This window comes from Bacillus sp. GW821-FHT11D08, from assembly GCF_058808515.1.
In genome coordinates this window covers 609,888-625,293 of the sequence record NZ_JBXARS010000002.1, presented here as the reverse complement: position 1 = coordinate 625,293, position 15,406 = coordinate 609,888, and the positions used below count along the sequence as shown (strand labels likewise).

Here is a 15,406-nt window from a genome sequence, read left to right as displayed (position 1 = left end):
AAAGCTTATCTCGCGGTACCACCCTTTTAGAAAAAACGGATCATCCGTCTTTTCCTCTCGAACATCGTAACGTGATGGAACGTCCTTTCCTACTCTCGGTTCAGAAAGGAAACTAAAGGGCTGATCTGCATGATTCCGGCCATCCCGGGCTTTCACCTTCCCCGGGTCGCTTTATAGCCTGTTTTGAGTCATGCCGGTCCCTTTCAATCGTCTTTTCATCTGAATTTATGAACGTATTATATTCGAACGGGCCGGAGAATGTCAAGAAAATCAGAAAATTATTCTTTTTCCTCAAATACCGCGTCGACTTCGTATTCCAGCAGATGATCCCAATCATCGTTCTTCAGCAGATCGAGCTGCGCTTCAATCAGCATTTGGAAACGTGTTCTGAAGACTTTAGACTGTTTTTTCAGCTCTTCAATTTCCATTGCGATTTTTCTTGATTTGGAAAGCGACTCATTGATGATGCGATCAGCATTTTTTTCTGCTTCACGGACGATCAGCTTCGCTTCTTTCTGCGAGTTGCGCTTTACGTCTTCTGCGGCTTCCTGGGCTACGAGAATTGATTTATTCAGCGTTTCTTCGATATTGGCAAAGTGGCCGATTTTTTCGTCCAGCTCGTTCACTTTCGCCTCAAGCTCCGTTTTTTTACGGAGTGCGATTTCGTAATCTTTTCTGACCTGCATTAAAAATTCATTTACTTCATCTTCATCATATCCGCGAAAACCTTTTGTAAACGTTTTGTTATGGATATCATTCGGCGTTAATGGCATATTGCCACCTCCATTTTTACATTTCAGTACGGTTATCTAGTTCACATTATAAAACAAATACGGCACAGATGGAGAAAAAAACTGAAAAAACGACTCATTTTTGCCGTTCAAATGTAACTTTCCATTTGTCTTTTTTCGTTTTTCCGTCAACTTTTGCCAAACTGCATCGTCCGAAGCCGCGAATCGAGAGCATGTCCCCTTCAGCAACCTGATAAGACGGATCTTCAATGGCTTTCCAATTCACCTTAACGAGCCCGTTTTTCACAAGCGCCTGCGCTTTCTGCCGGGATTGCCTGCTCATTGAAGCGCAGACGGCGTCGAGACGCAATGAAGAAACCGTGTCATCCCTTATTTCGACATCTGAAGCGGGAATGTGAAGAGCGGAAAGCTCGATTTTCTCAAGCTTTACCGGCGCTTTGCCCGCCTTGGTCAGCTGAGTGCTGACAAAATCGGCGATTTCACCGGAGACGATCAGCTGCACGGCTTCCTCTGAGAAAATCAGATCGCCGTATTTCTGCCGCTTTAAGCCGATCCCCATTAATGATCCGAGAAGAGAGCGGTGGTCAATGCTGACGAATTTTTCAGCGTATTGAACGTCAAAAGCCCGAAGCTCAAAATCATCCTGTTCAGGTTCCATATATTCAGGGTATAAAATCGCGCGTTTGCGCTCAGCTCTGTCATATCCTCCGAAAAACGCAAGACCGCAGGCGTCGCCGATAACGGCCTTTACAATGACCTGTTCTCTGGGATCTAAGAAATCAGTCAGCTTCATCCGATACTGGTCCAGGACAATCTGTTTCCATTCAAGCGCCTGATCAATAAAAGGCCGCTCGTCTTGTCTGAAGTGCTGGTAAATATCGCTCATGTTCTTTCCTTTCTATGTAAAGAGGCTTGGCTGGTGCCAAGCCCGTATCAAACTGTCGCATTCAAGTATACATTGCGATCATGCGGTATAGGCCCCAAAGTCCCGTCGTGGCAAACCGAAGCACGATAATCGCTACAATCGGGGATATATCCAGCATGGCAATGGGCGGAATGATCCTTCTGAACGGCTCTAAATACGGTTCGCAAATCGCTGCGAGAAACCGTCCGACCGCCGTTTCTCTCGTACTCGGCACCCATGACATAAAGATATAGATGATCAAGGCAAACGAGTAGATGTAAATTAAATAACTCAGAACGGAAAAAATTTGATAAAGAATCATCCTGCTTTACCACCTCTGATGTTCGTCTTCATTTATAAGCTCCGAAATCGTGCCGGAAACGTCGACATTATCAGGCGTGCACAGAAAAATATCTGAACCGATTCTCTGAATGTCGCCGCCGATGGCGTAGACGGTACCGCTTAAAAAGTCGACGATTCTTTTCGCCTGATCATGCTGGATGCGCTGCAGATTGACGACAACCGCCCGCCTGTTCTTTAAATGATCGGCGATTTCCTGCGCTTCCGCATATACACGCGGTTCACTCAACACCACTTTAGAGGATTTCTGAACACTTTGCAAGCTTACTACGTTCTGCTTGCCCTGCGGCTTCTGAGCGTAAGCAGGCTGTTTATCTTTCTGCTGTTCATGCTCTTCCGGATGATCCTGCTCCGTTTCAATGTATTCGTACTCGTACTCCTCCTCATCCATTGAGAAAAAGTTTTTCAGTTTATTTTTCATGCTCATTTGTTTACACCCCCCGGTTCATTTCCGACTAATGAAGAGCCGATTCTGATAAAAGTTGCGCCCTCTTCAACAGCGATTTCATAATCATTTGACATGCCCATTGACAGTTCCCGGCACGGTGCGTTTGTCTGATTCAGTTTTTGCACCTGATCCCTCAGATCACGCAATTGCCGGAAGCAGGCTCTGATCGTTTCTGTATCGTCTGTCAGGGGAGCCATCGTCATCAGGCCCTCTACAGAAATGTTTCTAAACTCAGAAAGCTCTCTGATAAAGGGGATGACCTCCTCTGTTTTCAAACCGTGCTTAGACGGCTCAAGCGAAGTATTCACCTGCACAAAACAGCGAACCGCATGCTGCGCCCGTTTTTCAATCTCTTTTGCCAATGACAGTCTGTCTAAGGAATGAATATAAGATACACGGTCAACGACGGCCTTCACCTTTCTGGACTGAAGACTGCCGATAAAGTGCCACTCCGGGCTGCCTTTGATGACTTCCTGCTTATGGATAAGCTCGGCATCCCGGTTTTCTCCCAGACTTGTAATACCGGCATCAACGGCCTCTTGAGCCCTTTCAGCTGATACGTATTTTGTAACCGCGATGACGGTAACATCTTCGGGGCTTCGGCCCGATCTGTTACATGCTTCGTTTATTCTTTCGTTTATATGTCGTAATTGATCAGCAACACGCAAGATCTTACGCCTCCTTCATTCCGATAAAGGACATCATGCGTCCCGTTTTCCCTTTGTCGCGGCGGTGTGAAAAGAATAGTTCACGCTCTCGTTCGGTGCATAAACCGCTGACTGAAATGTTTTCTTCCGGAATGCCGCAATGTATCAGAAGAAGACGGTTGACCTCTTTTAAATCAAGCTGATACTGGCCTTTTTCCGTTTCGCATATGGCGGATTCAGCCGTAAAAGGCAGCGCCCGCACTTCATTGATGACGCGGTCGTTGACTGTATAGCTTCCCGCGCTGATGGACGGACCGATGACAGCCTGAATATCTGTTAAACGGGAGCCTTCTTCGTTTACCCAGCGTTCCGTCATGATGCGTCCGATTTGTTTGACCGTCCCCTTCCATCCGGCATGGGCAGCGCCGATAATGGATTTCACCGGGTCATAAAAATACAAGGGCACACAGTCCGCAAAACAAAGGGCCAAAAAAAGATTCGCATCTTTCGTGTAGAGCCCGTCCGTCCCGCGGAATGCGGAAGAATAGTCTCTCGCTCCTTTTCCTTTATCCCCGGCTGTCACGCGCCGGACGCGGTTTTCATGTGTCTGGTCGGCGAACACCCAGGAATCCAGATCAGTACCGCATAAGGACGCTATGACTTCACGGTTTGTCACAACATCATGAGCTTCGTCCCGGACGTGCAATCCGGTATTTAATGACTCATACGGAGGATTGCTGACCCCGCCGTTTTTCGTCGTGAATCCGGCGATGACCTTTGTGTTAAGCTGATTCACACAGTTCCAGTCTTCTATCATGAGTGCCGAGGGGGTGGTAAGACTAAACGGGTGATATGTATTCATGGAGATCCAACCTTTCGACAAACATTAAAAAAGCGTAATTTCCCACTCATTTTAACACAATTTTAAGCATACGTTTAGCGGCTGATTGAAAAATGAGATAAATAAATGTGCCGGAAACATTGAGATTTCCGGCTTTTTACAAGTAAAGGGAGGATTACGCTCCCCCCTTTGGTTCGTTTACACGCACTAAGATGACATCTTCCCCAATTTTAACTATATTTCGCCAAGGAATGATCATTTCCTCTTCTTTTCCGAAAAAACCGAGAACTTTTCCGCTGCCGCCTAAAATAATCGCCTGAATTTTTCCCGTTGTCACGTTAATATCAATATCACCGATGCTCCCGAGTTTTTTTCCGTTCGACACGTTTACCACATCTTTTATTTGAAATTCAGATATGCTGATCATCCGTATCACGCCCTTTGCCCGTTCTTTTTCCTATTATATGAACGGCCGGGCTGAACCTTGTCACATCGGGCAATCTTTTTTGCGGCTGCACCAGCCGAGGATAAATCTCAGCATAATTTTCGTATAGTCCATAAGCTCATCAACGGACACTTCCTCGTTTACGGAGTGGGCGTTTTTTAAATCGCCGGGACCGTATATGACGCTCGGAATCCCGGCATGATAAAGCCACCCTCCGTCAGTTACGGTTTGGGAAACATCAATGACGGGCTCCTGTTTTCTGACGGCTGAGTGTGATGCAGCCAAGACAGAAACTGCCGGATGATCCGGGTCGATTTCCAGCGCCGGGAACACCTCTCCTCTGTCTTCAATCATCGAAGATCCGCCCCATTTGAACACCGGCCTGTTTTCTTTGAGCCACAGATCACTGTCAGCGACACGATTAATATAGTCTTCGATTTCTGCGGCTGCTTGTTCGTGCGTTTCGTTCGGATAAAAGTGGACGGTGATCCATAACCGGCATTCATCGGCGACAAACGCTGCGTGTCTTCCGCCTTCAATGACGGCAGGGTTGATCGTATTGGTGCCGGGCGCAAAGCCGGGGTAGCTTTTCGTTACCGCCCAGTGGCGCTCCAGCTCTCCCAAGGCAGTGATGATTTTCGCCATTTTTTCGATGGCGCTCGCTCCGAATGTGCCTCCGCCCGCATGAATCATATTGCGCCTCATGCCGTCATGAAATGTTTGTTTGCTTTTCAATTCTATCCAGCCGGTGATGACTCCGCCCTGCCCTTGAATATGCAGGCTGCTCGTATCCGCGACAACGGCAAAATCCGCGTGATAGCCGCGTTTGCAGCATTCCAGCGTCCCCGCCTCACCGACTTCTTCTCCGATTACAGACTGTACAATGAGGTCGCCCGGAAGCTCAATGCCGGCATCATGGATCAGCTTCAGAGAGAAAAGAACACACGCCAACCCCCCTTTCATATCAGCGGCGCCCCTTCCGATCAGCATGCCGTCTTTTACGATCGGCTGAAACGGGTCAGAGTGCCAGTCTTCGCCCCCGGCTTCTGCCACATCAATGTGTCCGTTTAAAATCAGGCTTTGATGCCTGCTTGAATCTGTCCCTTTTAAAACACCGACTACATTCGGATCTTCCGGATACACATCCCACATATCGACCGAGCAGCCCGTTTCTTTTAAAAAGCCGGCCACCCACTTTTGGGCTTCTGCCGTATTTCTTGCTGGCGGGGCCGGAGTCGGAAAGGCTATCAACCTTTCAGCAATATGTATGAAGTCATTCCGCCGTTTTTCCGCCTGGTGTAACAGCATATCAATCTGATGCATTAGAAATCTCCCCTTTGGCTGTATCAAAAAAACCGTTTCATTCATGAAATGAAACGGGTAAAAAACGGATCTTCCTCCGCTTTTTTCACCGCTTCCCTCCGCCGGCATGATCCGGATCAGGTCCTTTAAGGGTTGAGACAACGTCTCTCTCAGCCGCATGGCAGCACCCCCAGGGTGAATTTATGTTATTTTACGGATGATGCCTCTTTTGCACGTGTTAAAAACGGGCGGCCATTGTTCCATAAGACATTGACAGGCATATCGAAAAACGCTGTAAGCCGCTCGTCAGAAAGCATGTCCCTGATTTTCCCGGAGGCGAACACCTCGCCCTGTTTTAAAAGCAGCGCCTGATCAAATACCGGCAGAATTTCTTCAGCGTGATGGGTGACATAAAGGATGGACGGCGCATTTTCTTTTTCGGCGATCGACGTAATCGTGTCCAGCAGCTGCTCCCTTGCCATAAAATCAAGACCCGTCACGGGTTCGTCCAAAATCAGCAGTTCCGGATCAGCCATAAGCGCCCGCGCAATCAGCGCTCTTTGTCTTTCCCCTTGTGATAATGTTTCATAGCGTCTGTCGGCGTAACTGATGGCGCCCAAATCCTTCAGAAGACCGATCGCTTTTTCCCTTACCTGCTCACTTGGAGTTTCGTACAGCCCGATTGAGGCGTACGCGCCGCTGAGGGCGATTTCAAAAGCGGAGTCCGCGGCATATAATTTGTGCTGAAGACCTGCCGAAACAAGGCCGATTTTCCTTCTGAGCCTGTCACCGAGCTCAGTTTTGCCGAATTGATGGCCGAGCACCTGCATCTCTCCTGAAGTGGGGAAGTAATAAGAGCATAACATATTCAGCAAAGCCGTTTTTCCGGCTCCGTTTAATCCGTACAGCACCCAATTTTCGTTTTTCTCGACGCGCCAGTTAATATCTTTCAAAATCCATTTCCCGTTTCTTTTTAATGACACACTGTCCAGCTGTAAAATCATTGCAGTTTCCCCCGTTTACTTTATTTAAATTTTCTAAAAACTTTTACACATTAGAATACATCACTTTTTTGCAAACGTAAACCATCGCATGAAAAAAGCCTTTAAACAAGGTTTAAAGGCTTTTTCCGTTATTGATGGATATTCTTATTCATTTGTTTAATGGCTGCCTTTTCAAGCCTTGAGACCTGAGCTTGGGATATGCCGATTTCTTCAGCGACTTCCATTTGGGTTTTCCCTTGGAAAAAGCGCTTTCGCAAAATCATTTTTTCCCGTTCGTTCAGTCTTCTCATGCCTTCTTTCAGAGCCAGCTCCTCAATCCATTGTGTATCCTTATTGCGCTCATCGCTGATCTGGTCCATCACGTAAATCGGATCGCCGCCGTCATTATAAATCGGCTCAAACAGTGAAACCGGATCCTGGATGGCGTCAAGGGCAAACACAATTTCTTCATGGGGCACTTCAAGAACTTTGGCGATTTCCTCTGCTGTCGGCTCCCTGCTTGTCTCACTGATTAACCGCTCTCTTACTTGAAGCGCTTTATATGCGATATCGCGAAGCGACCTCGAGACGCGGATCGGATTGTTATCCCGCAAATATCTGCGGATTTCTCCGATGATCATCGGTACAGCGTATGTTGAAAACTTAACATTATGGCTTAGGTCAAAATTATCAATGGATTTCATTAGTCCGATGCAGCCGACCTGAAATAAGTCATCAACATACTCTCCTCTGTTGTTAAACCTCTGAATGACGCTTAAGACAAGGCGCAGATTGCCGTTTACAAGCTTTTCCCTCGCTGAATCATCGCCCTCATCCTGTAATTGCCTAAACAGCTTTCTCATCTCTTCATTCTTGAGCACCGGTAATTTGGAGGTATCCACCCCGCAAATTTCGACTTTATTTCTTGACACGTTTTTCCCTCCCACTAGGAGCTGCTGTACAACGTTAAGTATCTCCTCGGGTGGGAAAAATATGCACCGCCATTTTACAGAAATAAACATCCGGCGACGGCAATCCTTGCGGCAGTAAGGGCTGTCAGATGGAAAAAATTTTACACCATTTTGTTAAACTCTTTTCTCAGTCTTTTGATAATCCGCTTTTCGAGCCGGGAGATATAAGATTGTGAAATCCCCATCATGTCGGCTACATCTTTTTGAGTTTTTTCTTCTTCTCCGACAAGCCCGAAACGCAGTTCCATAATCTGCTTTTCTCTTTCGTTTAATTGCTCAAGCGCTTTTTTCAAAAGTTTTTTATCCACATTGGCTTCAATGTCTTTTGTAATAATATCATCATCTGTGCCGAGCACATCCGAAAGCAGCAGCTCGTTTCCGTCCCAATCAATATTCAGCGGTTCATCAAAGGACACCTCTGAACGGATTTTATTGTTTCGGCGCAAGTACATTAAAATTTCGTTTTCGATACATCGCGACGCGTAGGTGGCGAGTTTGATTTTCTTTTCCGGATTAAAAGTGTTTACCGCTTTGATCAAACCGATGGTGCCGATGCTGATTAAGTCCTCGATGTTGATGCCGGTATTTTCGAATTTGCGGGCAATGTAAACGACAAGACGTAAGTTTCTCTCAATCAGGATGGCCCGCGCCGCCTGATCCCCGCTCGGCAGCTTTAATAAGAGCACCTGCTCCTCTTCTTTAGACAAAGGCGGCGGCAGCGCCTCGCTTCCTCCTATGTAATACACTTCATCGCTTTTCAGTCCGAGTTTCATCAGCCATTTATACCACAAATATGTCAGACGCAGCTTAAGTTTTTTCATCTTCCTCCCCCTTCTAAATACAACGCGTTTTGAGTATGATGAATAACAGACTTTTCGTCAGGAAACATGTTTTACAGCCTTCCCTGTCAGCATCTTCGGATGAACGATTCCGTCAAATTCACCGTCCGCGGATAATGGTTTCGTGCTGATGCCGATCAGGCATTTTTCACAAGCGATCATTTCGTCTTTTGTTAAAATCGTGACGTAATCCGGCTTTAAACAGAGTAAAAATTGATTGTCCTGGCCGACGCCCCTGTATGGAATCAGCCTCAGCTTATCCGCATGGCGGAACGAATCATCAAGCTGCTCTATCACTTCAAGCGGGCTGGCGGATTTGATGAGGTCCGTTTCCTTTTCGCTGAGAATCAGAGCGAATTTGTCAATGTGAAGGATCATGACCGGCGTTTTCGTCAGCGGATCATACAGCTGATTCCCGGAATCCACCAATCCTTTCGCGCGGATTGTCTGTCCGCTGAATTCCGCCTGCACCATGACAAGTTCATCGTACTGAATGGACTTCGTCTCGATGTCTTCAATTCTCTTTTTCGAGAAAAACCATATGGCCGGAAATCCGATAACTACAAACATCCAGCTGATCGGGTCGCCGAATCCGGTCTGGCTTGTGACCATTACCCCTTGCTGCACAATTGATTCTGTCTGCAGCAGGGAATGTACGCCGATCATTCCCCCGCCGACGAGAAAAGTCGCGAAATAAAAGGCGAACAAATTTTGAAAAAAGTATCGGAACCGTTTAAAGCCAAAAGCCGCAAGCACGATGACTACTGAAAACGCCATTTTTCCCGCCGGATGCTCCACAAAGGGAGAAACAGGCGTAAACATCAGAAGCACAATGGCTGACCCGATGAAACCGCCGGCGGCCACTCTTCTTTTTTTCACCTGGCGTTTTAAAATAAAGGCGGTCAATAAAAGCAAAAGAGAATCAAAACAAAAGTTCAACAGCCAAATGACATCCAGATAGATTTTCACATCTGACCCCTTTCCTCTTTTGTCTTACTTATCTGTTTCTCTCTCTTGTTTCATAAGTATAAAGCAAGCTCTGTGGGAAAGTCTGTCAATTAATGTTGAGGGTAAAGTACAATTTTTAAGGGATAACCGTTTTATTTGTCGAGGGCCGAAAGGGTTGCTTTCCTATTGTCCGTTTCAACTAAAAAAGCGCTGCCGTGATCTGGCAGCGCTCTGTTTTTACTCATTGATATAAAGTTTCCCTTTAGCCGTCTGTCTCGTTTCATTTCCGTAGTCATCTCTTGCGATAACGTCAATTTTTGCTCCGCTTGCTTTGATGGAAGAGGTCGCCGTCCAGTAACCCTCATATCGTCCCGGAGAAATTTCTCTCAGCGGAAGCTCTGTTGCGTTTTGGCTCCCAGCCCGGGCGTTTGTCAGAGGCAGACGGATAACGAAGGAAGCGTCTAATTTCTTTCCGCTTGAAAAAGCGATTTTCACTGATTCTCCGGCTTTTAATTCCTTATCCGCTCCGGGAACCAATCCGGAAATGACGGGAGCATTGTAATTGACATCGATTACCGTCTTTTTCGTTGTTTTGTTACCCGCTTCATCTGAGGCCGTGACCTTGATCTCATTGCTGCCGTTTTCCAGAAGGGTTCTCGCTTGATAAGAACCGTTATTTACTTCAGCTTTTTTTCCGTTCACCTTTACCCATTCTAAATGGGCGTCGTGCACTTTTCCTTTTACGGTCACTGCTTCTTTATTTGTTTTATCACCGTTTGCCGGACTGTCAATCGTCACATCCGGCTTATCCTCATCCAGTATGACCGTGACAGGGCGTGACTCATCGGTTGACCCGCTGTCTGTCACAGATGCCGCCGTCAGCCGATTGGCATCTTCAGTGAGTGTGACGCCGGCCTGGAAATTGCCGTCTGCATCTGCTTTCGTTTCTGCGGCGGTTTTACCGTTATTGGTAAGACGGACAGCGGTTTTTGGTGAAGCCGTTCCTTTCACCGTGATTGACCTCTTGTTTGTAAATGACCGGTCTTCAGGCGACGTTATGTCAGGCACAGAAGCTTCGTAGTCGACCAAAGCCCTGATCATAAAGTTTCCGTCTGATTTATCGGTTTTAGACCAGCGGCCGTCGAGGTATTGCCAGTTTCTGTTCGAGTACGGACTGCCGTCATCAGATGACAGGGCAGGTGTATAAGGATCGGGTTTCGTCTGGCGGAACACAAGATAAAAATCCTTTCCGACCGCGATTCCTTTTGAGCTGAGATCCACTTTGGTCCATTCGCCGTTTCGAAGCGCTTCAGCTTGGAACGGGCCGGCAATTTTGCTGCCCGGAGCTCCATCAGGGCCGGATGCATCATATACTTCTGCTTGAAATTCGGTACCGCCCGGATCAGGCCAGTCGGCGCCCCAAAATTTAAAAAGGCCTCCCGTCAGCATACCGTGTTCTTTTCCGTCTTTGAGCGTCATCTTAACGGCAGATTTGCTGCCGGCTTTAAAATATGACAGCGCGGCTTCTTCCGTTCCGTTATCATAGGCAATTTCCCCTTCATAACCGATATACGGCTTAAGCTTGACGTTTTTTTCAGCATCTCCTTTGATGTCAACGGAAAATTCGCTATTGTAAAAGCCTTTTGCCGCTACTTTGATTGTGTAGGAGCCTTCGTACGCCTTAAGCGAATATTCCCCTTTATCGTTTGTCACCGCCGGTTCAATTGCGGCATCCTCGGCCACATAAAGCGCAGCCCCTTTTACCGGTTCGCCTGTTGACTGATTGGTGATGGTTCCTTTTAGCGTGCCGGACGGCATTTGCTCCAGTGTAAAGTCTGCCTGTGCGGTTTTGTCTGATTGAATAGAAACTTGTTTCGAAGCGGACTTAAATCCGTAAGCCTCGGCTTTCAGCGTATAGCTTCCCGCCTTATGCGACAGGCTGTAGCTTCCGCTAACAGGGTCGGAATATACGGATTTCCCCGTCTCGGCGACACTGATTTGCGCTCTGAGAGGGAGGAGGTTTGTTTCACGTTTTACTCTTTTTCCGGGTGATTTCACTGCCGGTTTGGCCTGTTTCGGACTGACTGCTTTTTTCTTCAGGTGGCCGGGAGGTGTTTGTCTATTGTGTTTACTTTTTTTAGCCGCCTTGCCGAGAGGGCTGCTTGAAAGCCGGACATCATCGATATACCATCCGTCTTCATTGAGTACTTCGTCTGACTGCATATTAAACATGAGCTTTATGTTTTGGCCTTTATACGCAGATAAATCTGCCTCTTCATCGTTCCATCCTGCGGAGTCACCATTGTAAACGGCCGCCTGCTCCCAATTTGATTTTCCTTCCGGAAGAACGAACACATACCCGTAATCAAAAAATTCTTCGAGCTTGTGCCAGCTTTTAAATTGCAAAAACAGCCGTCCTGTTTCCGGAACTTGAATCGGAGGCATCACCAAATTCATGTTGGCTGAATCGGCATAAGGGCCGGACAGATTCGTCGCATACACTTTATCTCCGGAAAATGCGGCGCCGGGCCCTGAACTCGGGATACCCCATTCCCATTGGTCGTGTGTCCCGTAACTGGACCAGCCCGCCGGCTGTGATTCAAAATCCTCTTTGTATCCCGCCGTAATGCTCGGTTTCACGTCAGCCCGGTACGTATCAGATTCTACAGAATGACCTCCGAAATCTTTTATGGTCCATTTATAACTTACCTTGCTTCCCGTTACATCCGGAATCTCCGCCTGGTATGTTCCCTTTTTTTCATCACCGCTTTTTTGAACGGCGGCTGTCGTTTTCCACTTTCCTTCATCAAACTGATAGGAAAGGCTGACTTCAGTTACACTTACATCGTCTTCTGCTGTAACCGTTAACGGAAGGTTTGCCCCTTTGTAAGCCGCTGAGACCGGTTCATGGTGAAAGCTGGGCGGATTGTGATCTTCGCCCGCAGAAGAGACCTTGCCTTCTACGCCTCCGATTCCGTCCGTTACGGCAGAAACGGCATCAAAAGCGTTAACGAGACCGTGGCCGTAACCGTTATTCGGTGATTCCGGAAAAACGGAATCTGTCAGCTTTTCGGCGGTGCGCGTCAAAACGTCTTCCATTTCATCGACCGTAATAGAGGCGTTCGCCTGCCTTAACAAAGCCGCCGTCGCCGCCACATGCGGCCCGGCCATTGAAGTTCCGTCCCAGCCGCCTTCGTATGTTCCTCCAGGAATCGAAGAACGGATATTCACTCCCGGAGCCGAAATGTCCGGTTTTGTTTCATGATACGGTGAGGGGCCTTGAAGTGAGAAATCAGCGAGTTTCTTGTCGATGTCAGTCGCACCTGTCGCAAATGCTTCAGGATAATTGGCCGGGTTTGCGATTGAACCCGGTCCTCCCGGTGTAAATAAGTCTTCATTTCCCGCAGAGAATTCCGGAAAAATCCCTGCCGCTCTCCACGCATTCACCATATCGCGGTACCACTCGTCCATTCCCGAACCGCCTGCCCAGGAATTATTGACAACATCCGGCGCCATCTCGGGATGCGGCGTGCCGTTTTTATCTTTAGGCGCGAGCACCCATTCACCGGCATCCAAAATATCGGCATCAGTTCCTCCGTCATCTGAAAATGCTTTTACTGCGATCCATTTTGCCCCCGGAGCCACACCGATTTGATTTGAGCCGTCAGGTTCTGAACCCGTCATGGTCCCTGTTACATGAGTGCCGTGTTCAAGATCATCGTAGGGAGCGTCTTTATGGGACACGGCATCATACCAGTTCATTTCATGATTCGGCGCTGCGGGATTTTCAGGATCGTAACCCCGGTATTTTTCTTTAAGCGCCGGATGATCCCACTGAACTCCCGTATCAATGGAAGCGACAACCGTGCCGGTTCCGTCGTATCCTGAAGCCCAGGCCTGCGGCGCATCAATTTGGCTGATATTCCATTCGATGCCTTCCTTTGCTTTGATCTCTTTTTGTTTTTTCTTCATTTGAAAAGGAGCTTTTGATTGTCGTTGAGTAAGCTGACGTTTTTCATTCGGAAGAACTTTTTCTACTTCAGGAAATGAGGCGGCTTTTTCCATTACCTCTTTCGAAGCAGTGACTGCCATTCCGTTAACAATATAATAGGAATGGATGTGATCAGCCTTGCCTTTCTTTTTTTGTTTTTCCAAATATGTTTTCAGATTCTGCTGCGCATCATGAGCCGCCAGTTTTAAAGAAGAAACGACGGCTGACCGCTTTTGATATTCGGTTTTTGCTGCGGAAAGCGATTGAGACTTGGCGTTTTTTTCTGCTTCTTTGACCGCTTTTTTCGTATTGGCTTTCTCTTTAAATTTGATAAGAAACGTGACTTTATCATTTTTTTCAAAACGCTTCTTGACTGAATCGGAAATCTTATGCTGAATGCTCTTAGAGGAAGAAAGATCTTTGGTGAAAGAAACTGCCCCCGGTGTGCTGTTCGCTCCGGCTGCACCCGGAAACAACAGGGAACTGACGACAATCGCGCTTAAAACGGAGCCTGTCCATCTGTTTCTTGTTTTTTTCTTCAATCGTATCCCCCCTTATTTGGTAACGCCCTATAAAATGTGTATCCCTCCTTCATAATTGGAATCGTTTGTCATTTCGATGCTGTACGTTAAATGTAGACAATCTTCCATCCAGATATTGTCGCATTCTGTAGAAAGCCGTATGAAACTAAAAAACAATCAATTCGTCATAGGTATAAAGTTTCTTTTTTCACTGTATAGATCATGGGGATAGGAAGGAAGACTGTACACAAAAAAGAAAAAGGACAAAACCATGTGGTCTTGTCCTTTTTTACATCAGCCGCGTTTGTTGCGGTTTCTTAAAAATGTAGGAATGTCGAGGGCATCATCCGCCGGCTGTGATGTATGGCGGTTCACCGTGTTTTGATGCTGTGTTTCTTCTCGTTTCGGCTCACGTTTCGCAGCGTTTTGGCTTTGAGACTTCAATCCTTGGTTTAAAGTCGGACGCTGCGGTTTTGAGTCATCTTTTTCCTGTTCGATAAAACCGGTCGCAATAACGGTGACGACGATTTCATCTTTCAGATTTTCATTGATAACTGAACCGAAAATCATGTTGACATCAGGGTCGGATGCAGAAGCGACGATGTCGGCTGCTTCCTGCACTTCGTAGAGGCTCAGGTTTGTACCTCCCGTAATGTTCATCAAAACACCTTGCGCTCCGTCGATTGCCGCTTCCAGTAACGGACTGGAGATCGCCTTTTTGGCGGCTTCAGCAGCACGGCTTTCGCCCGTAGCGATCCCGATACCCATCAATGCTGAACCTTTGTTGGACATGATGGTTTTGACATCGGCAAAGTCCAAGTTGATTAAACCAGGCGTCGCGATGAGGTCAGAGATACCTTGCACCCCTTGGCGAAGCACGTTATCAGCTTCACGGAATGCTTCAAGCATCGGTGTGTTTTTATCGACGATTTCAAGAATGCGGTCATTCGGAATAACGATCAGTGTGTCAACGGCTTCTTTCATTGCCGTGATACCGCCTGCAGCCTGCAGCTGACGTTTTCTTCCTTCAAATGTAAACGGTCTTGTTACGACACCGACAGTCAAAGCGCCTAAGTCCTTTGCGATTTGCGCGATAACCGGTGCGGCTCCCGTTCCGGTACCGCCTCCCATTCCGGCTGTAACGAACACCATGTCAGCACCTTTTAGCGCTTCTTCGATTTGTTCCTTACTTTCTTCAGCGGCTTTTTTGCCGACTTCCGGATTCGCTCCCGCTCCGAGACCGCGGGTCAGCTTTTCCCCGATCTGCATTTTCACTTCCGCTTTTGACAGGTTAAGAGCTTGCGCGTCCGTGTTTACCGCAATGTACTCTACACCCTGCACTTCATTTTCAATCATTCGGTTGACCGCGTTATTACCGCCGCCTCCTACTCCGATTACTTTAATTGATGCTAAGCCGTCTATGTTTGTTTCGAAATCCAACATGCTAAATCCTC

Annotated in this window: 14 protein-coding genes, 1 riboswitch and 1 other annotated feature (1 of these 16 running past the window's edge); all 14 genes read right to left on the bottom strand. The window is 47.3% G+C overall.

The features are described from left to right. Positions 1-217: a binding site (T-box leader), on the bottom strand (it extends 12 nt beyond the left edge of the window). 61 nt (positions 218-278) lie between these two features. The 14 genes from divIVA to ftsZ all read right to left on the bottom strand — a co-directional run bounded on the left by divIVA (position 279) and on the right by ftsZ (position 15,395). Continuing rightward, positions 279-773, bottom strand: coding sequence for a septum site-determining protein DivIVA (gene divIVA / locus AC1RRX_RS06700; protein WP_003154406.1), 495 nt, complete (start codon positions 771-773; stop codon positions 279-281). A 94-nt stretch (positions 774-867) separates the two neighbouring features. Continuing rightward, the gene (locus AC1RRX_RS06695; protein ID WP_007409722.1) at positions 868-1,638 is read right to left on the bottom strand and encodes a YlmH family RNA-binding protein; all 771 of its coding nucleotides are present in this window, start codon (positions 1,636-1,638) and stop codon (positions 868-870) included. Between the two features lie 61 nt (positions 1,639-1,699). Further along, positions 1,700-1,978, bottom strand: coding sequence for a YggT family protein (locus AC1RRX_RS06690; protein ID WP_003154408.1), 279 nt, complete (start codon positions 1,976-1,978; stop codon positions 1,700-1,702). Between the two features lie 6 nt (positions 1,979-1,984). Beyond that, a complete protein-coding gene (gene sepF / locus AC1RRX_RS06685; RefSeq protein WP_007409719.1) occupies positions 1,985-2,443 on the bottom strand; it encodes a cell division protein SepF in 459 nt (152 codons plus the stop codon). Next, positions 2,440-3,132 carry a YggS family pyridoxal phosphate-dependent enzyme gene (locus AC1RRX_RS06680; RefSeq protein WP_012117511.1) on the bottom strand — a complete coding sequence of 231 codons (693 nt, stop codon included), beginning with the start codon at positions 3,130-3,132 and terminating at the stop codon, positions 2,440-2,442. Before AC1RRX_RS06680 ends, sepF begins: the two co-directional genes overlap by 4 nt. Before the next feature lie 4 nt (positions 3,133-3,136). Continuing rightward, the gene (pgeF, locus tag AC1RRX_RS06675) at positions 3,137-3,973 is read right to left on the bottom strand and encodes a peptidoglycan editing factor PgeF (protein ID WP_260854630.1); all 837 of its coding nucleotides are present in this window, start codon (positions 3,971-3,973) and stop codon (positions 3,137-3,139) included. Between the two features lie 154 nt (positions 3,974-4,127). Beyond that, entirely contained in the window at positions 4,128-4,379 is a 252-nt protein-coding gene (locus tag AC1RRX_RS06670; protein WP_003154415.1) for a YlmC/YmxH family sporulation protein, read from the bottom strand. A 60-nt stretch (positions 4,380-4,439) separates the two neighbouring features. Further along, positions 4,440-5,720 (bottom strand): acetylornithine deacetylase, encoded by a 1,281-nt coding sequence (locus AC1RRX_RS06665; protein ID WP_144463963.1) that lies wholly within the window; start codon positions 5,718-5,720, stop codon positions 4,440-4,442. Positions 5,721-5,796: 76 nt separating this feature from the next. Beyond that, positions 5,797-5,901, bottom strand: a riboswitch (TPP riboswitch). 4 nt (positions 5,902-5,905) lie between these two features. Continuing rightward, a complete protein-coding gene (locus tag AC1RRX_RS06660) occupies positions 5,906-6,703 on the bottom strand; it encodes an ABC transporter ATP-binding protein (protein WP_021493715.1) in 798 nt (265 codons plus the stop codon). A 128-nt stretch (positions 6,704-6,831) separates the two neighbouring features. After that, the gene (gene sigG, locus AC1RRX_RS06655) at positions 6,832-7,614 is read right to left on the bottom strand and encodes an RNA polymerase sporulation sigma factor SigG (RefSeq protein WP_003154420.1); all 783 of its coding nucleotides are present in this window, start codon (positions 7,612-7,614) and stop codon (positions 6,832-6,834) included. Between the two features lie 140 nt (positions 7,615-7,754). Next, positions 7,755-8,474 (bottom strand): RNA polymerase sporulation sigma factor SigE, encoded by a 720-nt coding sequence (gene sigE, locus AC1RRX_RS06650; RefSeq protein WP_007409714.1) that lies wholly within the window; start codon positions 8,472-8,474, stop codon positions 7,755-7,757. A gap of 57 nt (positions 8,475-8,531) precedes the next feature. Next, complete coding sequence (gene spoIIGA / locus AC1RRX_RS06645) at positions 8,532-9,461, bottom strand: sigma-E processing peptidase SpoIIGA (protein WP_042635174.1); 930 nt, start codon at positions 9,459-9,461, stop codon at positions 8,532-8,534. Positions 9,462-9,677: 216 nt separating this feature from the next. After that, positions 9,678-13,973, bottom strand: coding sequence for a S8 family peptidase (locus AC1RRX_RS06640; RefSeq protein ID WP_144463964.1), 4,296 nt, complete (start codon positions 13,971-13,973; stop codon positions 9,678-9,680). Positions 13,974-14,246: 273 nt separating this feature from the next. Continuing rightward, positions 14,247-15,395 carry a cell division protein FtsZ gene (ftsZ, locus tag AC1RRX_RS06635; RefSeq protein ID WP_003154424.1) on the bottom strand — a complete coding sequence of 383 codons (1,149 nt, stop codon included), beginning with the start codon at positions 15,393-15,395 and terminating at the stop codon, positions 14,247-14,249. Positions 15,396-15,406 lie beyond the last annotated feature (11 nt).

Excerpts from the sequence above, each read along its gene's own strand:
- AC1RRX_RS06690 (WP_003154408.1), bottom strand. The coding sequence starts at position 1,978 with ATGATTCTTTATCAAATTTTTTCCGTTCTGAGTTATTTAATTTACATC.
- AC1RRX_RS06665 (WP_144463963.1), bottom strand. The coding sequence starts at position 5,720 with ATGCATCAGATTGATATGCTGTTACACCAGGCGGAAAAACGGCGGAAT.
- sigE (WP_007409714.1), bottom strand. The coding sequence starts at position 8,474 with ATGAAAAAACTTAAGCTGCGTCTGACATATTTGTGGTATAAATGGCTG.
- AC1RRX_RS06670 (WP_003154415.1), bottom strand. The coding sequence starts at position 4,379 with ATGATCAGCATATCTGAATTTCAAATAAAAGATGTGGTAAACGTGTCG.
- ftsZ (WP_003154424.1), bottom strand. The coding sequence starts at position 15,395 with ATGTTGGATTTCGAAACAAACATAGACGGCTTAGCATCAATTAAAGTA.
- divIVA (WP_003154406.1), bottom strand. The coding sequence starts at position 773 with ATGCCATTAACGCCGAATGATATCCATAACAAAACGTTTACAAAAGGT.
- pgeF (WP_260854630.1), bottom strand. The coding sequence starts at position 3,973 with ATGAATACATATCACCCGTTTAGTCTTACCACCCCCTCGGCACTCATG.
- sepF (WP_007409719.1), bottom strand. The coding sequence starts at position 2,443 with ATGAGCATGAAAAATAAACTGAAAAACTTTTTCTCAATGGATGAGGAG.
- AC1RRX_RS06660 (WP_021493715.1), bottom strand. The coding sequence starts at position 6,703 with ATGATTTTACAGCTGGACAGTGTGTCATTAAAAAGAAACGGGAAATGG.
- AC1RRX_RS06695 (WP_007409722.1), bottom strand. The coding sequence starts at position 1,638 with ATGAGCGATATTTACCAGCACTTCAGACAAGACGAGCGGCCTTTTATT.